Source organism: Bacteroidota bacterium (assembly GCA_023957335.1).
Lineage (GTDB): Bacteria > Bacteroidota > Bacteroidia > NS11-12g > UBA955 > JALOAG01.
This window is the reverse complement of sequence record JAMLHC010000001.1, coordinates 554,048-579,542: the sequence shown is the minus strand read 5'-3', so window position 1 is coordinate 579,542 and position 25,495 is coordinate 554,048. Positions and strand designations below refer to the sequence as shown.

Below are 25,495 nucleotides of genomic sequence, written 5' to 3'. Positions count from 1 at the left end.
AAAAAATCAAAATCATGGCAGATTTAAAACAAATTGCAGAACAATTGGTCAACCTTACAGTAAAAGAAGTAAAGGAATTGTCCGATATTTTGAAAAGCGACTATGGCATTGAGCCGGCAGCAGCAGCAGTAGCAGTAGCAGCACCCGCAGTAGCAGGTGGAGCAGCAGACGCAGCAGCAGCTAAAACCGAATTCGATGTTATCCTTAAATCAGCAGGCGCTGCTAAATTAGGTGTAGTTAAAGTTGTTAAAGACTTAACCGGACTTGGCTTGAAAGAAGCTAAAGATTTAGTAGATGCAGCTCCAAAACCTGTTAAGGAAAAGGTTTCTAAAGAAGAAGCTGATGCACTTAAGGCAAAATTAGAAGAAGCCGGTGCAGAGGTTGAAATTAAGTAGTAGTTACTACTTTACCATTAAAGACTTATCTAAGTAGCCCTCTTAAAAGGGGGCTGCTTTGTGCATTTTACTAATTAATAATTAAAATTAATACAACTTGGCAACTATACTAGAAACCAATAAGAGAATAAATTTCTCTAAGACAGAAAGGGTTATTGACTACCCTGATTTTCTTGAAATCCAATTAAAATCTTTTAAAGAGTTTTTTCAGCTTGATACTCAATCTGATAAAAAAACCAACGAAGGCTTGTACAAAGTATTTGTTGAGAACTTTCCAATTAGTGATACAAGAAATATTTTCACTCTTGAGTTTTTGGATTACTTCGTGGATCCGCCAAGATATTCAATATTCGAGTGCATTGATAGAGGGCTAACTTATGCAGTGCCTTTGAAAGCTAAATTGAAACTCTTCTGTAATGACGAAGATCATGAAGATTTTGAAACCATTGTGCAGGATGTGTATTTGGGTACTATCCCTTATATGACACCACAAGGAACTTTTATTATTAATGGTGCTGAAAGAGTTATTGTGTCTCAACTGCATCGTTCACCGGGTGTGTTCTTTGGACAATCGTATCATACTAATGGTACAAAATTATATTCAGCCAGAATCATTCCTTTTAAAGGTTCTTGGATTGAATTTGCAACAGACGTAAATAACGTCATGTTTGCGTATATTGATAGAAAGAAAAAATTCCCTGTTACTACATTGTTGAGGGCTATCGGTTATGAGTCTGATAAAGATATTCTGAATATCTTTGGCTTAGCTGAGGAAGTGAAGGTTACAAAAACAGGGTTGAAAAAATATATTGGCAGAAAATTAGCCGCACGTGTTTTAAGAACCTGGATTGAAGATTTTGTTGATGAAGATACCGGTGAGGTTGTTTCAATTGAACGAAATGAGGTTGTTTTGGAAAGGGATACAATTTTAGAAAATACACATATTAACGAAATTCTTGAATCCGGAGCAAAAGCAATTATTCTAAACAAAAACACCGATTTAAAGAATGATTATGCAATCATCTACAATACCCTTCAAAAAGATACATCTAATTCAGGTAAAGAAGCGGTTGAACATATTTACAGACAATTAAGAAACACAGAACCGCCAGATGAAGAGACTGCCCGTGGTATTATTGAGCGTCTTTTCTTCTCTGACAAGCGATATGACTTGGGAGATGTGGGTAGATATAGAATTAATAGAAAATTAAATCTTGATATTCCGATGGAAACCAAGGTTTTGACCAAAGAAGATATTATCAGTATTATAAACTATCTGATTGAATTGAGTAACTCCAGAGCAGATGTGGATGATATTGACCACTTGAGTAACAGAAGGGTCAGAACCGTTGGTGAGCAGTTGTATCAACAGTTCGGAGTGGGATTGGCAAGAATGTCAAGAACCATTCGCGAAAAAATGAATATTAGAGACAATGAGGTGTTTACACCTACTGACTTGATTAATGCAAGAACATTGTCTTCGGTTATTAATTCCTTCTTTGGAACAAATCAACTTTCTCAGTTTATGGATCAAACCAATCCCTTGGCTGAATTAACCAATAAACGCAGATTGTCGGCTTTGGGACCAGGTGGATTGTCAAGAGAGAGGGCAGGATTTGAGGTTAGGGACGTTCATTACACACATTATGGTCGTCTTTGCACCATTGAAACTCCCGAGGGACCCAATATAGGATTGATTTCATCTTTGTGTGTTTACGCAAAAATTAATAGTATGGGATTTATCGAAACTCCATACAGAAATGTGGTTGATGGAAAAGTAGATGCATCAAGCAATGTCATTTATCTCAGCGCAGAAGACGAAGATAACAAAACCATTGCACAAGCAAATGCAGAGTTAAATGCAGATGGAACCTTTGCTTCCAATGCTGTTAAAGCTAGATTTGAGGGTGATTTTCCAATTGTAGAGCCGGACAAAATTGATTGTATGGATGTTGCCCCCAATCAGATTGTGTCTATTGCAGCATCATTGATTCCATTTTTAGAACATAATGATGCAAACCGCGCACTGATGGGTTCTAACATGCAACGCCAAGCTGTACCTCTGATGAGACCACAAGCTCCTGTTGTAGGAACTGGATTGGAAGGTAAGGTAGCACATGATTCAAGAGCATTGGTTGTGGCAGAACACAATGGAGTGGTTGAATACGTGGATGGAAATACCATTAGAATTAAATATAACTTCTCTGAGGATGATGAATTAGCAAGTTTCTCAGGTAATGTTGTGTCATATCCTATAACCAAATTCAGAAGAACCAACCAAAATACTTGTATTAACCTCCGCCCCATTGTTAAAAAGGGACAAAAGGTAAAAGCAGGTGAAGTTTTGTGTGAAGGATATGCAACCAATGGAGGAGAGCTTGCTTTGGGCAGAAACCTTAAAGTGGCTTTCATGCCATGGCAGGGATACAATTTTGAGGATGCTATTGTAATCTCAGAAAAAGTGGTTAAGGATGACTGGTTTACTTCGCTTCATGTGTTTGAATTTGAAGTAGAAGTGAGAGATACCAAAAGAGGCGAGGAAGAGTTGACCAACGATATTCCTAATGTGAGCGAAGAAGCCACCAAAAACCTTGATGAAAATGGTTTAATCAGAATTGGTGCAGAAGTGAAAGAGGGAGATATTTTGATTGGTAAAATCACACCCAAAGGAGAGTCAGAACCTAGCCCAGAAGAAAAATTGCTCAGAGCTATCTTTGGAGACAAAGCTGGTGATGTAAAAGATGCTTCATTGAAAGCACCACCTTCAACCAATGGTTATGTAATTAACAAACAGCTTTTTGTACGCTCTAAAAAAGCAAAAGGTATCAAAACTGAAGAGAAAACCAGAATTACGAAATTGGAAACTGATTATGAAAGAAATGTATCAAAAATCAGAGAACAATTAATTCAAAAACTCTTTAAAATAGTGAATGGTAAAACCTCACAAGGAATTAAGAGTTCATTGAATGAATATGTGATTCCTAAAGGAACTAAGTTTTCTCAAAAAGCCTTAGCTTCTATTGACTATGATACCGTTAACTTTGATGGTTGGACTACTGATGCTGAAAAGAATGACCTTGTCAGAAAAATATTAGTTAACTACAAAAACGCCAAGAATGAATTCTATGCAGAATACAGAAGAGAATATTTTGCAATTACTGTTGGAGATGAACTCCCAACCGGAATTCTGAAGATGGCTAAGGTTTATGTCGCTACCAAAAGAAAACTCAAAGTAGGGGATAAAATGGCAGGTCGTCACGGAAATAAAGGTATTGTTGCGAAAATTGTTCCTGAAGAAGATATGCCTTTCTTGGAAGACGGGACACCGGTTGATATAGTTCTTAATCCATTAGGTGTGCCTTCAAGGATGAATCTCGGACAAATTTATGAAACCATCTTAGGATGGGCAGGTATTGAATTAGGCGTAAAATTTGCTACCCCGATTTTTGACGGTGCCTCAGAAGAAGAAGTACAAGAGTATATCCAAAAAGCAGGACTGCCGGAATATGGTTCGGTTAACTTATACAACGGTTTGACCGGAGAATTGTTTGACCAAAAAACGACTGTAGGCGTAATATATATGCTCAAATTGGGTCACATGATTGACGATAAAATGCACGCGCGTTCTATTGGACCATACTCACTTATTACACAACAACCTCTGGGCGGTAAAGCACAGTTTGGAGGTCAGCGATTTGGTGAGATGGAAGTTTGGGCACTTGAAGCTTTCGGGGCGTCTAACATCTTGCGTGAAATTCTTACCATCAAATCTGATGACATTGTGGGAAGAGCCAAAGCTTACGAATCTATTGTCAAAGGAGATCCTATTGTGATGAATGGAATTCCTGAATCATTCAATGTGTTGTTACATGAGTTAAGAGGCTTAGGACTTGAGATGTCATTTGAGTAATTATCCAAATTTAATTAGAAAAGAAATCAATGCAAACAAATAAAAAAACACCAAAACTAAATGCTAACTTTAGTAAAATAAGAATCAGTTTGGCTTCTCCCGAAATGATACTACAAAGATCATTTGGTGAAGTAACTAAGCCGGAAACCATAAACTATCGCTCATTTAAGCCTGAGATGGGTGGTTTATTTTGTGAGAAAATTTTCGGACCCGTTAAAGACTATGAATGTCATTGCGGTAAATACAAGCGTATTCGCTACAAAGGAATTGTGTGTGACAGATGTGGTGTTGAAGTTACCGAAAAGAAAGTAAGACGTGAAAGAATGGGACATATCGAATTGATTGTTCCCGTTGCTCATATTTGGTATTTCAAATCACTACCGAACAAAATAGGTTATTTATTAGGGTTATCTTCTAAAAAATTAGATATGCTGGTTTACTATGAAAGATATGTAGTAATCCAACCCGGTATCAAAGAAGATATCAATAAGTTAGATTTCCTTACTGAAGAGGAATACAATGATATCATTGAAGCTCTTCCTAAAGAAAACCAGTATCTTGACGATTCAGACCCTAATAAGTTTATTGCAAAAATGGGAGCTGAAGCACTTGAGGAATTATTGAAAGGACTTAAGTTAGATGAACTTTCTTATGAATTAAGACATCAGGCTGCCAATGAAACCAGTCAGCAAAGAAAAACCGAAGCACTTAAAAGATTGAAAGTAATCGAATCGTTCAGAGCATCTCAAAAAACAGGTGAGAATGAACCTGAATGGATGATTTTACGCAATCTTCCTGTTATTCCTCCAGAGCTGAGACCTTTGGTTCCTTTGGAAGGTGGAAGATTTGCTACTTCTGACTTGAATGACCTTTACAGAAGAGTAATTATTAGAAATAATAGGTTAAAACGTCTTGTAGATATCAAAGCTCCTGATGTAATCTTACGAAATGAAAAGAGGATGTTGCAAGAAGCAGTTGACTCTTTGCTTGATAATACAAGAAGAGCTAATGCTGTGAAAACTGCCGGAAACAGACCACTTAAGTCCTTGAGTGATATGCTTAAAGGAAAACAAGGTCGTTTCAGACAAAATCTTTTGGGTAAGAGGGTTGACTATTCAGGTCGTTCTGTTATTGTGGTTGGACCTAAACTCAAACTCAATGAATGTGGTATTCCTAAAGGTATGGCTGCGGAGTTGTTTAAGCCTTTTATTATTCGCAAACTCATTGAAAGAGGTATTGTTAAAACAGTTAAATCTGCAAAGAAGATTGTGGATAGAAAAGAATCGGTTATATGGGAGATTCTTGAAAACATATTGAAAGGTCATCCTGTATTGCTTAACCGTGCTCCTACACTGCATAGATTGGGAATTCAGGCTTTCCAACCTAAACTTGTGGAAGGAAAGGCAATTCAACTTCACCCGTTAACGTGTACAGGATATAACGCTGACTTTGACGGTGACCAAATGGCTGTCCATGTCCCACTAGGTAATGCTGCTATTTTAGAAGCACAAATGCTAATGTTAGCTCCTAATAATATCTTAAATCCGGCCAATGGTGCGCCAATCGCTGTACCTTCTCAAGATATGATTCTGGGACTTTATTATATTTCTAAAGGTAAAAAATCAATTGCCGGTTCACCCGTTAAAGGTGAAGGATTGACTTTTTATTCACCTGAAGAAGTAATCATCGCTTTTAATGAAAAACGTGCAGACCTAAACGCTTGGATTAAAATCAAAGCAAATGTGAAGGAAAACGATGTTTTTGAAAATAAGTATATTGAAACTACCATTGGACGTGTACTTTTCAACCAAGTTGTACCAAAGGAGATGGGTTTCATTAACCAAACACTGACCAAGAAATCCTTAAGAAATATTATTGGAGAAATGGTGCAAACATGCGGTATCAAAGTTACTGCTGATTTTCTAGATAATATCAAAGATATGGGATTCTATTATGCATTTAGAGGTGGTCTATCTTTTAGTATTTCAGATGTTAAAATTCCGGATTTGAAAAAGACTCTTGTTGAGGAAGCGCGTCAACAAGTAGAGGAAGTAACCATGAACTACGCAAATGGATTTATTACTAATAATGAGCGTTATAATCAGGTTATCGATATTTGGACTAAAGTAAATTCAAAGGTGTCTGATATCTTATTGAAACAATTAAGTGAGGACAGACAAGGATTTAACCCTATTTATATGATGCTTGACTCAGGTGCCAGAGGTTCAAAAGAACAAATTAGACAGCTGGGTGGAATGAGAGGATTGATGGCAAAGCCTCGCAAACACGTTGGTGGTGGCGGAGGAGAGATTATCGAAAACCCAATTCTTGCAAATTTTAAAGAAGGACTTTCCGTATTGGAATACTTCATCTCAACGCACGGAGCACGTAAAGGTTTGGCAGATACCGCACTTAAAACAGCTGATGCAGGTTATTTGACAAGACGTTTGCATGATGTTGCACAAGATGTTATTATCACAGAAAGTGATTGTGGAACTCTACGTGGAATAACCATGGTTGCGCTTAAAGATAATGATGAAGTTATTGAATCTTTATCAGAAAGAATTTTAGGTAGAACAGGATTACACGATATTTATAATCCGAAAACTAATAAACTTATTATTGCTGCCGGTGAAGAAATTGATGAAAATGCTGCCAAGAAAATTACAGAAGCCAATATTGAAGAGGTTGAGATAAGGTCAGTAATGACATGCGAATCTCATTCCGGAGTTTGTGCAAAATGTTATGGGCGTAATTTGGCAACCAATAGAATGGTTCAAAAAGGAGAAGCTGTCGGTGTAATTGCCGCTCAATCTATCGGAGAACCGGGTACTCAGCTTACATTGAGAACTTTCCACGTGGGAGGTACTGCATCCAATATTGCAGCAGAATCCGAAATCAAAACTAAATATGAAGGGATTGCTTTATTTGATGAAATTAAAACAATTAAAACTGAAAGGGTTGAAGATGAAACAGGTAAGTCCGAAACCGTTGAAATTGTGATTAGTCGTTCGGGTGACATCAGAATCCATGACCCTAAATCAAATGCTTTGATTACAACATATCATATCCCCTATAGTTCAACTTTGTTTATTAAAAACAATCAAAAAGTCTCTAAAAACGATTTGATATGCTCTTGGGACCCATACAATGCCATCATTTTGTCTGACTTGGATGGACTTGTTGAGTTCTTTGGTCTTGAGTCCGGGGTTTCTTTCAAAGAAGAAGTGGACGATCAAACAGGATTTAAAGAAAAGGTAATTGTTGACAGTAAGGACAAAACAATTATTCCAATTATTCGTATCAACGATAAGAAAGGCAATCTATTAAAGGAAATTAACGTTCCGGTTGGTGCGAGGTTGTCTGTTGAGGATGGTCAGAAGATTAAAGCAGGAGATATTATTGCTAAAATCCCAAGAAGTGGCAGCAAAACAAGCGATATTACCGGAGGTTTGCCTCGTATCACTGAGTTGTTTGAAGCAAGAAACCCTTCTAATCCCGCTGTTGTGTCAGAAATTGATGGTGTTGTTACCTATGGTGGTATCAAACGAAGCAATAGAGAGATTGTAGTCGAGTCCAGAGAAGGTGATGTAAAACGCTACTTAGTACCTTTGTCTAAACATATTTATGTACAAGATGGTGATTTTATAAAAGCAGGTAATCCTCTTTCAGATGGCGCAATTACACCTCAAGATATTCTGAGAGTTCAGGGTCCTACTGCGGTTCAGGAATATATTCTCAATGGAATCCAAGAAGTGTATAGATTACAAGGTGTAAAAATCAATAATAAACACATTGAAATTATTATTCGCCAAATGATGCAAAAGGTTGAAATTGTTGAGTCCGGAGACACTATCTTATTGGAAGGTGAATCGGTTGAAAAGTGGGAGTTTAATCAAGAAAACGATGCAATTTTTGATAAGAAAGTTGTATTAGATGCAGGTGATTCAACTACTATGAAACCAGGTCAGGTCGTTTCATTGAGAGAATTACGTGAAGAAAACTCGAAATTGAAGAGACAGGATATGAAGCAAATAGAGGTAAGAGATGCTGTAGCAGCAACCATGACACCTTTACTTCAAGGTATTACTAAAGCATCGTTGGGAACTCAAAGCTTCTTGTCTGCTGCATCGTTCCAAGAAACAACGAAAGTGTTAAATGAAGCTTCTATTTCTGGTAAAGTTGATGACTTACGAGGATTGAAAGAGAACGTAATAGTAGGGCATCTCATACCTGCCGGAACAGGATTAAGAGAATATGATGATATTGTGGTTGGTTCAAAAGAAGAATATGAAATGTTGTTAGCTTCTAAAAATGACTCATATAGTACAGATAGTCATGATAGGGAAGAAACAGTGTCATCTGCTTCACACTAATATCTCAATAATAAATTGATTTTTTGAAACCCACCTCAAAGGTGGGTTTCTTTGTCTAAATAAAATTACTCATAAATATGGAAAAAAAGGAAAATAACAACGCTCAAAATCAACTTGATATTGAGCTTTCAGAAGAAGTAGCAGAGGGCATTTATTCAAATCTGGCTATTATTACACATTCAAATTCGGAATTCGTTATTGATTTTGTGAAAATTCTGCCCGGGATTCCTAAAGGCAAAGTGAAGTCCAGAATTATTCTAACACCACAACATGCAAAAAGGTTGTTGGGAGCTTTGACAGACAATATGAAACGATTTGAAGATAACTTTGGTGAAGTAGAAAGTAACAACAATCCTCCAGGATTTCCTATAAATTTTGGTGGTATGACAGGGCAGGCATAAAATATATTTTATTGTTTGTTCGTTCTTAATATCTTGTAAAATATAGGCATGTTTATTAGGTGTTCATATAATGTGAATAATGGAAATGCTTGTGTAATAGACATGCTCGTCAGTTTTTTAAGTAAAATGGTATTATTATTTTTGTTTTATAATTTTACAAACTACTTTTGCAACTGGCTAATTGTAATTTAGTTGATTGTCAATAATGACAAAACAAAATAGAATGAGAAATAGATTTCGTAGTTTTATATTTTTTAGCACTACCCTTTTGTGTACCCTATTCTGTACACAAAATTCCTTTGCTCAATTTGAAATTGTTGCGGCTGCAGGCACAAGTCACTTTTTGGGTGATTTGGGTGGGAAACCCTTAAGAGGTACGAATGACATATCGGATTTAAACTTAATTACTACAAGATATTCTTTACTTGGAGGGTTTAGAGTTTTTTTGGGAGATAAAGTTGCGTTTAGAACCAATATTGCATACGCTAGAGTGGCAGGAGATGACAAGTACACTGACAATATCGAAAGACAAGGCAGAAACGCTAATTTTTTTAGCCCCATTGTAGAAGGAAGTGCAGTCTTTGAGTTGCATTTTGGTCATAATGGAAGAAGCCGCTATGACAAATCCGGTAGTTTTTACATATATGGAGGAATTGGATATTTTTACTTTGAACCCAAAGGAAGATTGAATGGTGAAGTGCTCAAACTTCGCCCCCTCGGTACTGAGGGACAAAATTATAGAGATGACCTCAAACCCTATAAAAACACATCTGTGAATGTGCCATTTGGCTTAGGTTATAGATTTAGAGTGGGAGACGGATATCTGGGTTTTGAAATTAACTCAAGAGCTAACTTTACTGATTTTATTGATGATGTTAGCACGGTTTTCCCGGATAGAAATAAATTATTTAACTCTAGTGGAGCACAAGCTGTTGAATGGGTTAATAACACAAAGAGCACTATACCTGGATTCGAAGCTCCGGGCGCAATTAGAGGCGACCCTAAGGATATGGATAATTTCTTTTTTATCCTTGTTAAATTTGATTACCCTCTTAGAAGCGTAATGGATTTAGGGTTTGGTTCCGGCTCTAAGGGACGTGGTGGCTTTAGATTTAAGAAAGGACACTGTTGGGAGTTCTAAAAATATCTTGCAGTATCATAACTGTAGATAGTTAATTGTTGTAGTAATATTAGTATGTGAGCGTTCTAACAAGTCATTAACTTGTATTACTTAATTTCTCCTTTAGGAATATAACTACACTCTGACTTTCTCATCTCTTCGCAGTAAATCAAGAATTTTTTCTGCACTAGCTGCATTACTGAACTTGTTTTCCAAGAGTAGTTTTCTCTCCTTTTTCTCTCCTTCACTAAACGGTTTCTCCCAAAGATTAAAAATTATCTCAGCTAATTCAAAAGGATTATTGGCAATATGACATAAAGATTCTGTGCCGGTGTTTTCAACCATTGGATTATTTACCACAACATGTCGCCCTATGAAAAGTGAATTCAAGAGCTTAAGCTTGATTCCTGTGGCTTGAAACGTAACCAAAACATTTATTTGTGCATCTTTGATATGCTCCATTATTTCTTCATTACTTAGATTATCTTTCAATGTTACATGAGATAATCTACGGATAGATTTCCTTAATTCAGATGAAGGATTGCTTCCGGCAATGATTACAGGCAGATTAATGAGTTTGAAAACTTCTTTGACTAAATATAATGCAGCATGATTATTCTCCGGAACACCCAAATTGCCGTGATAAAAAATGAAAGCACCTATTCCGGATTTAATATCAACAAAATCATTAGGATGAAATGCAGATACCCACCGGGCATTTATTCCTTTACTTTTCAGATAGCTTGTGTCCTGTTGCGAGATTGCTAATACATAATTTGCATTGATGAGATTGACTTCGTAATTTTTTAGACGTACGGCCTCTTTCCTAAAGAATTTCTTTTTGAAGTAATTTTTTTCCACCTCAGCAAGATTTGAATAATATTCGTGTTCAATATTGTGATTGCGAATAATTTTTAATCTGTCTTTTAAATCAGGATGATTGAGATAGAACGTGGTATGGATTCCTTCAAAAATAATGGGGTAATTATCTTTACATAGATTGTCTAATAGTTCTGTGTTTTCTCTGGAGGTTACAATATAGGGTAATGTGCCTCTCATAGGATTGAATATACGTTTGCGAGGGTAATAATATACTTTTTCGCAATATTTATTTAGTTCGCTTTGTTGTGCACGCCCGTATTGGAAGCAATGAAGTATTATCTTCATATTGCAATCTGATAGGGTTCGAATCTTGTGAAATACATCCATTACTCCGCCATAATCTGCGGGATAGGGTACGTCAAAACTCACAATATGAACATAGTGGTCTTCAAAGGTTATCATATAATTGGATTAGTTTTTTTTTTTCGTTTTCCCAATTCCAAAGCATTGCAGCTTTTTGGCAATTGGATTTTAGTGTTAAATAAAATTGATTATTGTCAAGAATAGAGCGTATGTTAGCAACCAAGTTGTCAACGCTTGATTCAGTATATATTCCAACTTCACATTCTGAATTAAGCTGTTCATATTCGGGGAATTTGTTGAGTAGAGACGGTAGAAGGGCATGCACGTAGTCAAAGAATTTATTATTGAGCGAATAGAAATAGCTAAGTCCCTTATTTTCGGATACATTCAGCCCCAAATAGGCTTTGCGAGAATATTCTCTTAAATCTGACGGAGGCATATATCCAAAGAATAACACTTTGTCTTCCAAATGATTATCTATTACAAGTTTTCTTAAAGTATCACTCAAATCACCTTCGCCAACAATGTGAAATGCAATGTCTAATTGTTGCATGGCTAAAATCATGTTTTCGATACCCCGTGATTGGTTTAGTGCACCTTGATATAGGATAAATTTCTTCTCCGGAATCGATAATTCAGCTTGTAATGTTTCCGGGGCTAATTCAGGGACATTTTTGATTACATGAAATTTACAATGCAGGCGTGACGAAAAATTCTCTGCAAGTTTCTCGCCTACTGTATAGCATAGGTCAGACATAGGGACAAATGTTTTCTCTATCCATGCCCATATCTTTTGAACCCTTTTTCTTGCAATTACTTCCGGAACTTGTGTAAAATACTCATGTGCATCAAAAACAAGTTTTTTCCTTTTTATTTTCGCTATGATAGCACATGAAGAAATTGTGTCTAAATCAACGGATGATACTATGTCAAAGGGGTGGAATAACAAAAAGAAACTCAAACGGATATTGTATTCTAAATAAAATAGAAAACCTTTATTGAATATACATTTAAGCCTTTGGTGTTCAAATGGGAGTGAGGGTAAAGGCTTTGAATGGGATAGTTTTCTGCCTACCAATAATACGCTATATCCTGCGTCTGTCAAGGAAGTGCATATTTTATGCATTCTTTGATCATAGCTTAGATCATTGGTAACAGTGAATATTATCTTCTTCTGTTTTTCCATTCCAATAATCCTTTCTTGTTTATGTCAATCCAATTATTGCTCAACATCCAGTTATATGCAGTCATAAATTCACGTAACTCGGAGTCTTTTATCCCTTGTCTAAGACTCTGAAAGTTTTGTTTTTCCAGTGTGAGTTTTTCCTTGATATACACTCGATAGTGTTCAAATTGTTGTTCGCTCAGGGGTTGTCTTGTATTCTCTATGCAGACATCGCATTTGCCACATTTGTATTTAATATTTTCTCCAAAGTATTTGGCAATAAAGAGATTGCGACAGATTTTTTCGTTATGAATATAGGAATTCATACTTTCAAATCTATCTATAGCCTTTGTCTGAAGTTTATTGATAAACTTGCGATCAGGATTTATCTTATCAAATCTTGGCGCAAGCAAGCTAAGTTGTGGTGTGGCTGTCTTAGCTTGATAATCAATATATTCCTCTTGATGCAGAGCGAGCAGTAGTTCAGATACCTTATGGGGCGTAATGTTGAGCAACAGTGCAATTTTCAGTTCATTAACCGGAGTGTGAAAGTCGAAGTATCCACCGTCTGTGCGTAATAGAGCCAAAAATAGACGGTTGTACTCTTCGTTTGCTACTTGTAGTTTATAGAGTTCCTGAGGGGAAAGTAATATCTTAAGTGTACTAGTAATGATGCCATTTTCTTTGATTTCCAGATATTCCAATTTTTGCAATAAACTAATCGCAAAGTGCGTACTGCGTATGGGGATACGGTATTCATGACACAGTGCATTGATGTCAAAATCATAGCGGATTCCTTGCCCGCTGCCTACCATGATTTTTAGATAATTACATACATTCTGATAGGTTTTATTGAGTGTTTTATCATCAGGGAATTGTTCGGTTATTTTCTTTTTTTCATCTTCTGTATCCGAATCAAAATAACATAGGATACAATAGGCTTTAAGCCCATCCCTGCCTGCTCTGCCGGCTTCTTGATAGTACGATTCAATGCAGTCCGGTGGTTCGTAGTGTATAACAAATCGTACATCCGGTTTGTCTATGCCCATACCAAATGCGTTTGTACAAACAATGATGCGTGTTTTATTCTTAATCCAGTCTTCTTGTCTTTGGCTGCGTTCTTCGGTGCTGAGACCGGCATGATAAAAATCGCAACTGATTTGGTTCTGTTTGAGATATAGAGCAAGTTCTTCTGTCCTGCGCCTATTGCGTGTATATATGATTCCCGTGCCTGCTATTTTGTTACATATTTCAAGAATTTTGTAATTCTTGTTTTCAATTTTTCTAACCAAATAAACCAGATTTTCTCTGATAAAACTTCTTCTATAAACAACTTCACCCTGTCTGAATTTTAGTGATTTGATGATATCCTTTATCGCTGCCGGAGTGGCGGAAGCAGTAAGCGCCAAAACAGGCACTTCCGGAAATTGTTCTCTAATCTCGCCAATTTGTAAATATTCGGGTCTGAAATCGTAGCCCCATTGGTTGATACAATGGGCTTCGTCCACCACAAGTAGGCTCAAATCCATATTGCGAAGCCAGCCTCTAAAATCTTCTGAGGATAGGCGTTCGGGTGAGATATAAAGAAAGGTTAATTGTTGGTTGACAGCTTGTTCTAAAATTGCATTTTGCTCCTTGAGTGATTGGCCTGAAAAGAGTGTCTGCGCCTTGATACCTCTGGATTGCAAGTTTTCTACTTGGTCTTTCATCAGGGCTATCAAGGGGGAGATTACAAGACAAAGTTTGTCTTGCAACAATGCCGGCACCTGAAAACAGATAGATTTTCCACCACCGGTAGGGAGCAAAGCCAGTGTGTCTATCCCTGTTAGGACAGAACGGATAATTTCTTCTTGTTGAGGTCTGAAACTGTCGTAACCCCAATATTGGTAGAGTATATCTTTTGGATTCAAACTCAGCGTATCTTATATTTATGTTCAGTCAAAAATAGAAGATACACGTAGTGGCTTTGTTAAGAGTAATCCTCATTTTGGGCGCAAGTGTCCTCAGAATCAGAATTTTATTGATTTATGGACAAATAAGGAAGTAGCCCCTCGTGCATCAGACATATTGAATCATTACTAATAGCCCCTTTTATGAAGTATATTTCTGATACAGTATTATGATGATACCAAGGAAAGTACATACAACTATCACCCATTTAATTTTGTAGAGCCATTTTGTAATCGTCTCAGTAACCCCAAAGCTTGTGTTTAATCTTTTTGCGTGTGATGTCCCAATATAAAAAGCAGCAAGTCCAACAACCATAAGTGCCAATAAATAATAGGAAATATGAATTTGAATTAATTTGATTTTGATCTGCATGGGAATGAATAAGTACACTATTTGATATGCTGTGAAGAGGAGAAGAGAAAGCCAAGATAATACTCTTGTAATTCTTAATACCATCTTTGTTTCTTTCATAACAGCAAAAATAAGATTAGTGATGTTGAATAATATGAAAGTGAATAATATTCAAGGTAAATAGGTTGTTGCTAATAAGCAATTTGCAAGTATATGAGGGACAAAATAGAGGTCATCTCGTTTTGTTCTGAAATATACTAAATAGCCAATATTTGCAATGCCAAGTATTAATGCAACTATTGTTGCAGTATTGTTTCTGCCTACAAGATGAAGTACATAAGAAAGTGTAAGGGTAAAGCAGAGAACTATTGATGGCAATAATATCTCTAATGTTATCTTGTTTTTGAAGATAAGGAATTTGGCAGGAAAGAAATACAATGAAGCTAATAAAACATAAATCAGATAAAATAGGAAACTTAGATTAAAGGCAGCTATCGTTATATAAAAAACAATAGCAAATACAAAAAGCAATGATTCTATTTTGAGTGCTTTTGTCATAAAAGCATTATTCTGCTTGCAAATATACGTTATATATCTATGCCGGTTTAAGCCCAGGGATAGCTGAATACTACCAAGATTTGTGCTAACAGGTGTAGCACAAAATGCTTGTCATCTCTTTTGATTCTGAAATATACCACAAAGACAATGTTCAGCAGCATGTATATACCAGCTGTTATTTTCATGGATTCTCTTGCATTGCCACTCACCAGATAAAACAAATACGAAAGTTACCGTATGACAGAGCAACAAGAATGATAGCACCATGTCGATTTTCATTTTTTCTTTGGTTAGGAGTAGTTTGCCCGGAAAGAAGAAAAGTCCGGCAAGTAGCACATAAGCAATATACAACAATGAACTCATGTGAAATACAGACATGGAAACATAAAGTACGATGGCGAGAGCCAAAATACCTGCTTCTGTTTTAATTGATTGTGTCATGGTGCTTAGTATTTATTCAAGAGATGCAAATATCCCTCAGTAACGGATTGCACAAATTTAACTAATTATCGTCATCTTCATCCTCATCATCGCCCACATCTTCTGAGTTGTCATAGTCATCTTCCTCCTCATCGTCTTCCAATTCTTCATCGGGTATGACCCCTTTTGGTATGTTGTTTTTGGCTAATGTTGTACTTACGTCTTTTTCATCATTGTCATAGTCTTCTTCGTCATACTCTTCCATCATCTCTTGGATTTGTTTGTTTACTTTGACCAAATAAATAGTAGTGTCGGTTTCTACTCTGACAGCATACACAAACTCTCCTTTTGCATTTGGAAATCGAATAACATCGTTCTCAAATCCATCGGGATAGAGTTCTTCCATTTTTGCTAAGATGTCCTTAGGTAACACACTATAGTCAATGATAACGCGCTTTTTCTCCATTTCTCTAATTCCTGTTTGCTAACAGAGTTCAAATAACTATTCAAAATTATTACGAAGATTCGCTGTTTTTTTCTTATGGATTAACTATCGATATTTTCCGACAAACGACTTTCTACCAGCCAACTATTGCCCTCATTTCGGATGAATTTTACTTCTGCCCCTTTGGATATAAATCCGTATATAGAATGTGCAGGCACAATTTTGTCTTGCATGATCGCTTTACCTTGCGGTTTGATATCTGTAAAAGCAATGCCGATATCGCCTGCCTTAATACTATCCTCTTCAATTATGCTCTCTTGTTTGGATTGAGCCAAATCTGATTCCAAACTTACCATCTTTAATATGGGAGAGTTGTGCAATGACACACCGGAATATATCAATATGCTGATTAAAATAGCAATAGCTACACTGACTGTTAAGAAAGCATTTCCTATCTGAGAGGGGCTTTGAATAGTAAAATCAAAGCCATCATTGGGAACAAGGCTTAACACCAAACTTGAAAGTATTGCCACAATACCCAATATCCCAATAATCCCAAAACCCGGAATGGCAAATAGCTCTATGAGTAAAAGAATAACACCTGCTATAAATAATAGAATCTCCCAATTTTCTGCCAACCCGTCTATATAGTTAGGTGCAAAATACAATAAAGCCGAAATAGCAGATACGACAATGGGGAATCCAATACCCGGAGTGCGCAATTCATAATATATGCCTCCGATGATTAGCAGCACCAATACCCCGCTTACGGCAGGATTTTTTAAGAATCCAAAAATGATGTCAATCGTGCTTTTTTCTACTTTTATAATAGAATAGTGACTGATTCCTTCGGCTTGGATAACCTCATCTATGCTTCCTTTTATCCCTTCGCAAAATCCATATTGCATAGCTTCCTCCGGTGTAAAAGTTATGACTTTGCCTTTGGCTGAGACACCCGGCACTTCAATATCCTGATCTACCATAGCTTCTGCTATGGTTGGGTTACGTTTCCATATAGTATCCCCTACAGAATTTACTGTTTTCCCATGTGCTTCAGCGGTTGAACGCATAATACTTCTCATATAACTCTGGTATTTGTCAGGTGCTGCAGCGCCCTCTTGGGTTACGACCGTTGCGGCTCCAATACTGGCTCCTTTGGACATATAGATGTGTTTGCAAGCAATGGATATCAGTGCTCCCGCAGAGGCAGCGTTAGGGTTAATATAAACTACAACCGGAATTTTTGAATTTAGAATTGCATAGCGAATGGAATCAGCATCATCTACTAAGCCGCCATAAGTATCCATATTGATTACAATCAAATCGGCATGGGTTTTTCGTGCCATCTGAAGTGCTTTGCTTACAAGTCGGGTTGCGGATGGTGCTATTTCTTCTTTGATATCAAATACAACTACTTTGGCTTTGGATGTGTCTGTGGCATTAACAGCAGGAACGTATAATAGGTTTATGGCAACTATGAGTTGTAATAAGATTTTGCGATACATAGTTACAAAGATAAAAGGTTTGACGCTACAAACAGGTCATTTCTTCATTGAGGCTGTCATTTTTTGAACTATTTTTAATTCAGGAAAAAACTCGCGCACAATTACTCTGATGATTGTATAAACAGGAATCGCAACAATCATTCCCACAATTCCGAACAAAGTGCCTGCAATCATTACTAAGAGAAAAATTTCGAGTGGATGTGCTTTCACGCTCTTTGAAAAAATAATAGGTTGGGTGATAATATTGTCAATAGTAAGTGTTACAAGGTAAACTGCCAATATTTTTAAGGTAAATATTCCGAAATTTACATCCGAATGAAGTGCCAAAGCTGAGGTTAAACCTAACAAAACTCCCAAGATAATACTCAGCAAAGGACCAATATAGGGAATCAGGTTGAGAAGTCCGGTGATGATTCCTAAAACTAATGCATTGTCAACTCCAATCATGGCAAGCCCAGCCCAAACCATCAATGAAATAACGCTCATCTGTATGAGTAAACCTATAAAATACCTCGACAACAATTCTTTGATATTGATGATTGCATTTTTCATTTTGTCAATATGTTTGTCGGGAGTCAAAGCATAAATGACCTCACTCATGAGTGTGGCATCTTTTAATAAAAAGAAAGCAATAAAAAACATCGCAAATAAGGTAATAAAGATACTGGATGAAATATTGATAGCAGAACCAAAATACCCTCCGATTTCCTTGGCAGAAAATAACCCTACCACTTGATTAATCATGCTGCTCCAATCTTGCGAGTCGGGCCAGAGATTAACTGCATGCAGTTTGGCTATCAAACCGGTAGTTTGGGACTGCAAACTTGCCAGCAAAGCCGTATAATCAAGAGTAGAGAAAAAAGCAATTTGTTTTGAAACTAAGGGAATAAAAAGTAATGCAAGCGCAATGATCAATATGCCAAAAACTGCAAGACATAGGAAGGAAGCAAGTGTACGAGGGATTTTGATACCGGCAATACCTTTCTCTGAAAGAAAAAAAACTAAAGGTCTGCCAATAAAAGCAAGGATGCATCCCATTGATACATACATTATAACATCGGACAGATAGGCAAAACTGAAGTATATGAGAATTATGGCAACTACCCAAAGAATCCATTTGTTGTTTTTTAACATATCAGAGATTGTGTTTAGATGCTTCAAACTTAAATAATTGTTTTTTGTGTTAGGCATAAACTTTGGCTTTTCTATAAACCGATTAACTATTTTTGCACCTCATGCAGACAAAAGAAAAAAACTACTTTGCCCATGAAACCTCTGTTGTGGATGAAGGTTGTGAGATTGGTGAAGGAACTAAAATATGGCATTTTACCCATATCATGTCAAACTGTAAAATTGGCAAAAACTGTAATTTTGGACAAAATGTGGTGGTTTCGCCAGAAGTTGTACTTGGCAATAATGTAAAAGTGCAAAACAATGTTTCTATCTATACAGGAGTTGTCTGCGATGATGATGTTTTTCTTGGACCTTCTATGGTTTTTACCAATGTTATCAACCCTCGAAGTGCGGTCAATAGGAGAAGTCAATATGCAAAGACCCATGTAGGGCAAGGAGCGAGCATTGGAGCCAATGCCACGATTGTATGTGGACATGATATTGGAAAATTTGCATTTATAGGAGCGGGTGCTGTAGTAACCAAACATGTCCCGGACTTTGCACTTGTTGTAGGCAATCCGGCACGACAAACAGGATGGATGAGTGAATATGGACACAAACTTAAATTTGACAACAACGGTTTGGCTTCGTGTCCTGAAAGCGGTCAGCAATATGAATTAAAAAACGGAAAAGTTCACAGAATCAAATGAGTAAAGAGATTTTAGTTACGGGAGGGTTGGGTTTTATTGGTTCGCATACGGTGGTGGAATTGTGTGCCAAAGGTTATGTGCCTGTGATTGTTGACAATTTGAGCAATACGTCCGTGGATGTGTTGAAAGGAATCGAAAAAATAACAAATCAAAAAGTCATTTATTATCAGCTTGATGTGAATGATAAACAGGCTTTAGAAACTGTTTTTGCAAAACATCAGATACAGTCCGTTATTCATTTTGCAGCATTTAAAGCTGTGGGAGAAAGTGTACAAAAGCCTTTACTCTATTACAGAAATAATGTGGGTGGCTTAATTTCACTAATGGAAGTGATGCACAAATTTAATTGTAATCAAATTGTTTTTTCATCTTCTTGTACTGTGTATGGTCAACCAAAACAACTACCTGTAGCAGAAGATTCACCCGTAGCAATTCCAACTTCGCCTTATGGAAATACAAAAAAAATTTGTGAGGAAATCCTCAAGGATGATAAGTCATTCCAAGTAGTATCTCTGCGGTATTTTAACCCTATTGGTGCACATCCAAGTGCTGAAATTGGCGAGTTGCCTTTGGGAGTTCCCAATAATTTAGTGCCTTATATTACTCAAACTGCTGCCGGACTCAGACAAGAACTTACCATTCACGGCAAAGACTATGACACACCGGACGGAACTTGTGTCAGAGATTATTTGCATGTGTGCGACTTGGCAGATGCACATATTTTAGCTATTGAACGCTTGAGCAAGCCTGATTTTGGGGCAACAGATGGACATTTTGAAGTGTATAATCTGGGAACCGGAATAGGTAATTCGGTTACAGAAGTAGTCGAAACATTTGAAAAATCAACCGGGCAGAAACTGAATTATATCTATGGACCTCGAAGAGAAGGAGACGTGGAGCAAGTTTGGGCTAATCCCGCAAAGGCAAATAAAATACTGGGTTGGAAAACCAAACGAAACTTAGCTGAAATGTTGATATCCGCATGGAGATGGCAACAAAAATTAGGGAAAGGATTTGAACTCTAAACCCATAGAGCAACTAAATACCTATATTCTCTTATCTTTTCAATATTAATGCTCACGCCAGCCGGCTAAAAATTCTTCGGATTTCATCCTTCTTTTGCCTTCTTGCTGTATTTCTTTGACAATTACATTATGGTCCTGCGTACCAATATAAAGTTGATTTTTCTCTACTTTCCATTCACCCGGTTGTAGTTTGTTCATAGATGAATCCGTTGCAACTTGGATATCAAAAATTTTATAAAGTTTGTTGTTGTAACTAGTCTTTGCGGTTGGATAAGGTGATAGTCCACGCACGAAGTTTCTAAGTTCAGAAGCGGGTTTGTTCCAATCTATCATACAATCCTGCGAAAAAATCTTGGGTGCCGGTTTGAGCGATGTGATTTCAGTGCTTTGAGTGTGTGTGATGACTTGTCCTTTTTGGAGTGCATACAAGGTCTGAATAACCAAGTCGGCTCCCGCCCGCATGAGTTTGTCATGCAGTGTGCCGGCATTATCCTCCGGAGAGATAGCAACTTTGGTTTGCAAAATAATTTTACCGGTATCTATCTCCTTTTCGATAAAGAAAGTAGTAACTCCGGTTTCAGTTTCTCCATTGATGATAGCATGGTTGATAGGAGCAGCACCTCGGTACTGAGGCAACAGCGAGGCGTGCAGATTAAAAGTGCCGTGAGGTGCAAACGCCCACACTGATTCAGGTAACATACGAAATGCAATCACTACCTGTACATCCGGCTTGAGTCTGGAAAGCTCTTGTTGAAATTCATCAGATTTGAGATTAGTGGGTTGCAAGACTTCAATTCCAAGTGATTCTGCGGTTTTCTTTACTTCCGAACTATGCATTGCCAAACCTCGTCCTGATTGTTTGTCGGGTGCGGTAACTACACCCACAAGGTTGAATCCTGCTGCATGAATTTGGCGGAGTGAATGAGCAGCAAATTCAGGAGTGCCATAAAAGATTATACGTAAAGGAGATTCCATTGTAGTTTATAAACAACTTTCGGGCTGCGAATTTCATCTAAAATGTATTAGCCAAACATCAAATCACCTATTTTTGTTCTTTCATGCAGAATGTAGTACGCATATTTACCCTTTTTCTTATCATTCTTGCAAACTTGTATTGCAATACTGCAAGGGCTCAAGAAGGTTTTGTGCGAAATGAAGGGCAATGGGACGGTGATTTTGAAATGAAAGCTGTCATCAAAAGCGGTTTTCTCTTTCTTGAAAAACAAGGCATGACTTGGATTTTGTATAACTCAGATTCGCTACACAAGGTTCAACACGACAGACATGCAAGGACTATTTTGCCCGTGCAAGTCATCAAGTCCAAGTTGTTGAACTCCAATCCAAACCCTGTGATAGAAACCACAGAAGCGAGTGAAGCCTATTTTAATTACTACCTAAGCAACAATCGCAACCAATGGCGGAGTGGCTTAAGGGCATATAAACAAGTGCTTTACAAAGAAGTATATCCTCATATTGACTTGCAGATTTTGCACAATGACTTTGGGATTAAATATAATTTTATTGTTAAAACCGGAGGCAATCCGGAACAAATTAGAATACAATACGAAGGTGCGGATAAACTCGAACTAACCGAAAATGGATTTGAAATCAAAACCGGTCTGGGTAATATGACCGAGTTTCCACCGTATGTTTATCAGGAAATTAATGCCGAGAAAGTGAGTGTTCCTGCTGAGTTTACGTTGGATGGCAATGTGTTGGGATTTAAGTTTGGCAAGCGTTTCAACCGCAGACACAAGCTGATTATTGACCCTATTCTTGTGTTTTCAACCTATTCGGGTTCTGATGCAGACAATTTTGGGTTTACTGCCACTTATGACTTAGCCGGTAATGGTTATGCCGGAGGTACAGTTTATAACTTTAATTTTACAAATGATAAAGGTTTCCCTGTGAGTGCAGGTGCTTATCAACTTGTCTATAATGGCGGAGTAGATGAAAATCCGGGAGGAAATGGTAGCTTTGCTTATCCGGCAAGGGATTGCGGTATTCATAAATATTCAAAGGATGGTTCGCAACTGTTATTTGGAACTTTTTTAGGTGGAAGTAGCAATGAACAACCCCACAGTATGATTGTGAACAGCATGGATCAGTTAATTGTCTTAGGTTCAACACGCTCTCGTGATTTTCCGATGACGCAAAATTTGCTTTCCTACGACCCGCTTGTTAATCCCGTTACTACCTATAACATTTTTGTTACCATTTTTAACCCTAATGGTACCGCATTGATAGCTTCAGCCTTGGTGGGCGGTATTGGAGATGATGGCATCAATGGGGATTTGACACATAATGCAGTCGGTGATTTGCCTTTGTTGGCAAACTATGCAGACGATTTTAGGGGAGAAGTTATTGTGGATGAAACTGACAATGTCTATATAGCATCTTCTACGACCTCTATTGATTTTCCTCTGGTAAAACCTTTTATATCCAGTTATTACAACCCGCAAAGCGGAGTTGCCATCAAACTTAATCCTACTCTTTCTACAATCTTGTGGAGCAGTTATGTTGGTACGGGAAAAATAGGTCAATTCAACAATTTTGATGCTGCCTTTGGAATAGCATTGGGAACAGATAATGATGTCTTTATTACGGGCGGAACTAACAATGGTGCTTTTCTGAATGGGCTTGGTGGATATCGCTCTTCTATGCCGAACGACAAACCGGATGGCTATCTTATTCGTGTTAATCGGACCTCGGGCGCATTAATTGCGGGGACACTGATCGGTACTGACGAGTATGACCAAAGTTATATGGTGAAAACCGACAAAGAGGGCTATCCTTATGTATTTGGTCAAACTATGGGCAAGTTTCCCGTTACGGGCAATGTGTTCCGGAATGATGGTGCAAGTCAGTTTGTAGTAAAATTTGAAAAAGACCTCAAAAGTATCATCTTCTCTACTACCATTGGTTCAGGTAGAAGCAATAGGGACATTGCACCAACTGCATTTCTAATTGATGATTGCGGAAAAATATATGTTTCCGGCTGGGGAGGAAAGGTTAACTCCCTCTATGGTTTTGGAACAGGAAACACAAGCCTGATGCCGGTTAGCAATGATGCATTTCAGAAAGCAACTGACGGTTCGGATTTTTGGCTTGCAGTTTTTTCTAAGGATATGAAAGAATTGATTTACGGGACTTATATAGGTGGAAAATCATCACCGATGGTAAATGCTTATGAACACGTGGATGGCGGAACAAGTCGTTTTGATGCACGTGGAGTGATTTATCATTCGGTGTGTGCAGGTTGCGGTGGTAATAGTATGTTTCCAACAACTACAGGAGCTTTTAGCGAGGTAAATAAGAGTTCAAATTGTAACAACGCTCTTTTTAAGTTTGACATGGATGCACGCAATAAAAAACCGCTTGTGAAAGATACTTTCTTTACGGTTATGGTTGCTCAAACTCTTACATTCTCTTACTTTGGCACAGACCCGGATAATGAAGATATATTGAATCTTAGTTTTGAATCGGATTTTATCAATGGCAGTGCGCCTTTCCCGCATATTCAGGTATCAAGCAAACCCTCTACTGATACAGTTTGGGCTGATTTTACATGGCAACCCGATTGTGCGCATTTGACCGGAGATACCATTTATATTAAGGTTAAAATCGAAGATGGTGGCTGTCCGCATAGTGATTCTGCGTTTGCTATTATTAAAATTCTGGTAACAGCTCCGCCTTTGGCTCCCGGACCGGAAGTGCTTTGTTTAGATTTCTTGGTGAAAAATGAAACCAAAGTTGAATGGCAGAGCTTTGAAACAGGAACATACTTCTCTAAAGCATATTTGATTTGCAGATATCCAGATGGAACACTCCATTTAATAAAAACAATTACGGACGGCAAAGGTGGCTTTGTGATGGACAACAGTAATCTCGATTTGAAAAGTCAGAACTACTGCTATTTTATAGTTACTGAAAATATTTGCGGAATGACAGATACCCTTGATTTTAGGATTTGTTCCAAAGATGAGTTTGAATCGCCCATTGTTGGAAGTCAGTTAATTACCGTTACAGTTTCTGATGACAATAAAAGCGTTCAGGTGGTTTGGTCAAAAAGTGTAGAGGATGATTTCCGCAGCTACAAACTATACAGAGGACACAATGTGCAAGGTGCAATTGCATGGAAAGAAATTGCAGAAGTTGCCAATGTCAATGATACAATTTATACAGATAACCGGCTGGATGTCAGTAAGGAATCTTATTGTTATTGTTTACAGATAACGGATAAGTGCGGGCATATCAGTGACACATCAAACATGGGTTGTAATATTGTGTTGCAAGGTGTTTCCGAACGATGGTATTTTGATTTGAATTGGAATCCTTATCGCAAATGGAATTCAGGTGTGAAAGAATATGTGTTGAATCGCAGTGTAGATACCGGGACTCTTAGACCTATTGTGAGTTTAAATCAGAACAAGCTGAATTATCGAGATTTGGACTTGGATTATTGGTGGGGTGGATATTATTTCCGTGTGGATGCATATCAACAACGCGATACTAATGAGAGATTCAATGCTGTCAGTGCGTCCAATACTATTTATTTGGTTCAACCTCCTTTGCTGCACGTGCCCAATGCTTTCAGTCCCAATCATGATGGTATTAATGAACTCTGGGGATTTGTGCCGGTTTTTGTCAAAGAGTTTAACATCAGAGTATATAACCGTTGGGGCGAAAAGGTTTTCGATACCCATGATAAAGGCAAACAGTGGGATGGTAATTATCTGGGAGATGAACCTTTTGATAACGTATTTATTTGGATTGCTACATATACAGGTTGGGATGACAGCTATCACATGCAGAAAGGCACGGTTACGGTGCTTAAATAAAAATGACAATCCTTGTTTTTCAAAC

Annotated in this window: 18 protein-coding genes; 8 read left to right on the top strand and 10 right to left on the bottom strand. The window is 37.5% G+C overall.

Features of this window, described 5'->3' with window-relative positions:
* Window positions 1-14 precede the first annotated feature (14 nt).
* The 5 genes from rplL to M9892_02350 all read left to right on the top strand — a co-directional run bounded on the left by rplL (window position 15) and on the right by M9892_02350 (window position 10,223).
* The gene (gene rplL, locus M9892_02370; GenBank protein ID MCO5253198.1) at window positions 15-395 is read left to right on the top strand and encodes a 50S ribosomal protein L7/L12; all 381 of its coding nucleotides are present in this window, start codon (window positions 15-17) and stop codon (window positions 393-395) included.
* A 97-nt stretch (window positions 396-492) separates the two neighbouring features.
* Window positions 493-4,305 (top strand): DNA-directed RNA polymerase subunit beta, encoded by a 3,813-nt coding sequence (gene rpoB / locus M9892_02365; GenBank protein ID MCO5253197.1) that lies wholly within the window; start codon window positions 493-495, stop codon window positions 4,303-4,305.
* A 29-nt stretch (window positions 4,306-4,334) separates the two neighbouring features.
* Window positions 4,335-8,681: a DNA-directed RNA polymerase subunit beta' gene (gene rpoC, locus M9892_02360; protein MCO5253196.1), complete on the top strand. Its 4,347-nt coding sequence runs from the start codon at window positions 4,335-4,337 to the stop codon at window positions 8,679-8,681.
* 77 nt (window positions 8,682-8,758) lie between these two features.
* Window positions 8,759-9,082: a DUF3467 domain-containing protein gene (locus tag M9892_02355; protein MCO5253195.1), complete on the top strand. Its 324-nt coding sequence runs from the start codon at window positions 8,759-8,761 to the stop codon at window positions 9,080-9,082.
* 223 nt (window positions 9,083-9,305) lie between these two features.
* The gene (locus M9892_02350; protein MCO5253194.1) at window positions 9,306-10,223 is read left to right on the top strand and encodes a DUF6089 family protein; all 918 of its coding nucleotides are present in this window, start codon (window positions 9,306-9,308) and stop codon (window positions 10,221-10,223) included.
* A gap of 114 nt (window positions 10,224-10,337) precedes the next feature.
* On the opposite strand, the gene M9892_02345 is transcribed toward M9892_02350, so the two are convergent.
* The 9 genes from M9892_02345 to M9892_02305 all read right to left on the bottom strand — a co-directional run bounded on the left by M9892_02345 (window position 10,338) and on the right by M9892_02305 (window position 18,915).
* Entirely contained in the window at window positions 10,338-11,486 is a 1,149-nt protein-coding gene (locus tag M9892_02345; GenBank protein MCO5253193.1) for a glycosyltransferase, read from the bottom strand.
* A complete protein-coding gene (locus tag M9892_02340; GenBank protein MCO5253192.1) occupies window positions 11,473-12,513 on the bottom strand; it encodes a glycosyltransferase in 1,041 nt (346 codons plus the stop codon). The genes M9892_02345 and M9892_02340 overlap by 14 nt, the downstream gene beginning before the upstream one ends.
* 38 nt (window positions 12,514-12,551) lie before the next feature.
* Complete coding sequence (locus M9892_02335; GenBank protein MCO5253191.1) at window positions 12,552-14,462, bottom strand: RecQ family ATP-dependent DNA helicase; 1,911 nt, start codon at window positions 14,460-14,462, stop codon at window positions 12,552-12,554.
* Between the two features lie 181 nt (window positions 14,463-14,643).
* Window positions 14,644-14,874, bottom strand: coding sequence for a hypothetical protein (locus M9892_02330; GenBank protein ID MCO5253190.1), 231 nt, complete (start codon window positions 14,872-14,874; stop codon window positions 14,644-14,646).
* A 150-nt stretch (window positions 14,875-15,024) separates the two neighbouring features.
* Window positions 15,025-15,411: a hypothetical protein gene (locus M9892_02325; GenBank protein MCO5253189.1), complete on the bottom strand. Its 387-nt coding sequence runs from the start codon at window positions 15,409-15,411 to the stop codon at window positions 15,025-15,027.
* A gap of 111 nt (window positions 15,412-15,522) precedes the next feature.
* Window positions 15,523-15,852: a hypothetical protein gene (locus M9892_02320; GenBank protein MCO5253188.1), complete on the bottom strand. Its 330-nt coding sequence runs from the start codon at window positions 15,850-15,852 to the stop codon at window positions 15,523-15,525.
* 61 nt (window positions 15,853-15,913) lie between these two features.
* Complete coding sequence (locus M9892_02315; GenBank protein MCO5253187.1) at window positions 15,914-16,297, bottom strand: DNA primase; 384 nt, start codon at window positions 16,295-16,297, stop codon at window positions 15,914-15,916.
* A gap of 80 nt (window positions 16,298-16,377) precedes the next feature.
* A complete protein-coding gene (locus M9892_02310; GenBank protein MCO5253186.1) occupies window positions 16,378-17,781 on the bottom strand; it encodes a nodulation protein NfeD in 1,404 nt (467 codons plus the stop codon).
* 36 nt (window positions 17,782-17,817) lie between these two features.
* Entirely contained in the window at window positions 17,818-18,915 is a 1,098-nt protein-coding gene (locus tag M9892_02305; GenBank protein MCO5253185.1) for an AI-2E family transporter, read from the bottom strand.
* Between the two features lie 101 nt (window positions 18,916-19,016).
* On the opposite strand from M9892_02305, the gene M9892_02300 reads away from it, so the two are divergent.
* Window positions 19,017-19,604: an N-acetyltransferase gene (locus tag M9892_02300; GenBank protein MCO5253184.1), complete on the top strand. Its 588-nt coding sequence runs from the start codon at window positions 19,017-19,019 to the stop codon at window positions 19,602-19,604.
* Entirely contained in the window at window positions 19,601-20,629 is a 1,029-nt protein-coding gene (gene galE / locus M9892_02295) for a UDP-glucose 4-epimerase GalE (GenBank protein ID MCO5253183.1), read from the top strand. Before M9892_02300 ends, galE begins: the two co-directional genes overlap by 4 nt.
* Before the next feature lie 45 nt (window positions 20,630-20,674).
* On the opposite strand, the gene fmt is transcribed toward galE, so the two are convergent.
* The gene (fmt, locus tag M9892_02290; protein ID MCO5253182.1) at window positions 20,675-21,604 is read right to left on the bottom strand and encodes a methionyl-tRNA formyltransferase; all 930 of its coding nucleotides are present in this window, start codon (window positions 21,602-21,604) and stop codon (window positions 20,675-20,677) included.
* An 83-nt stretch (window positions 21,605-21,687) separates the two neighbouring features.
* Between fmt and M9892_02285 the strand changes: the two genes are divergently transcribed.
* A complete protein-coding gene (locus M9892_02285) occupies window positions 21,688-25,470 on the top strand; it encodes a gliding motility-associated C-terminal domain-containing protein (GenBank protein ID MCO5253181.1) in 3,783 nt (1,260 codons plus the stop codon).
* The last annotated feature ends 25 nt before the right edge of the window (window positions 25,471-25,495 follow it).

Coding starts and splice junctions, on each gene's coding strand:
- M9892_02325 (MCO5253189.1), bottom strand. CDS start 15,411: ATGACAAAAGCACTCAAAATAGAATCATTGCTTTTTGTATTTGCTATT.
- M9892_02300 (MCO5253184.1), top strand. CDS start 19,017: ATGCAGACAAAAGAAAAAAACTACTTTGCCCATGAAACCTCTGTTGTG.
- M9892_02285 (MCO5253181.1), top strand. CDS start 21,688: ATGCAGAATGTAGTACGCATATTTACCCTTTTTCTTATCATTCTTGCA.
- rpoC (MCO5253196.1), top strand. CDS start 4,335: ATGCAAACAAATAAAAAAACACCAAAACTAAATGCTAACTTTAGTAAA.
- rplL (MCO5253198.1), top strand. CDS start 15: ATGGCAGATTTAAAACAAATTGCAGAACAATTGGTCAACCTTACAGTA.
- M9892_02315 (MCO5253187.1), bottom strand. CDS start 16,297: ATGGAGAAAAAGCGCGTTATCATTGACTATAGTGTGTTACCTAAGGAC.
- M9892_02310 (MCO5253186.1), bottom strand. CDS start 17,781: ATGTATCGCAAAATCTTATTACAACTCATAGTTGCCATAAACCTATTA.
- M9892_02355 (MCO5253195.1), top strand. CDS start 8,759: ATGGAAAAAAAGGAAAATAACAACGCTCAAAATCAACTTGATATTGAG.
- M9892_02345 (MCO5253193.1), bottom strand. CDS start 11,486: ATGATAACCTTTGAAGACCACTATGTTCATATTGTGAGTTTTGACGTA.
- M9892_02305 (MCO5253185.1), bottom strand. CDS start 18,915: ATGTTAAAAAACAACAAATGGATTCTTTGGGTAGTTGCCATAATTCTC.
- M9892_02340 (MCO5253192.1), bottom strand. CDS start 12,513: ATGCATAAAATATGCACTTCCTTGACAGACGCAGGATATAGCGTATTA.
- M9892_02330 (MCO5253190.1), bottom strand. CDS start 14,874: ATGCAGATCAAAATCAAATTAATTCAAATTCATATTTCCTATTATTTA.
- galE (MCO5253183.1), top strand. CDS start 19,601: ATGAGTAAAGAGATTTTAGTTACGGGAGGGTTGGGTTTTATTGGTTCG.
- fmt (MCO5253182.1), bottom strand. CDS start 21,604: ATGGAATCTCCTTTACGTATAATCTTTTATGGCACTCCTGAATTTGCT.
- M9892_02350 (MCO5253194.1), top strand. CDS start 9,306: ATGAGAAATAGATTTCGTAGTTTTATATTTTTTAGCACTACCCTTTTG.
- M9892_02320 (MCO5253188.1), bottom strand. CDS start 15,852: ATGACACAATCAATTAAAACAGAAGCAGGTATTTTGGCTCTCGCCATC.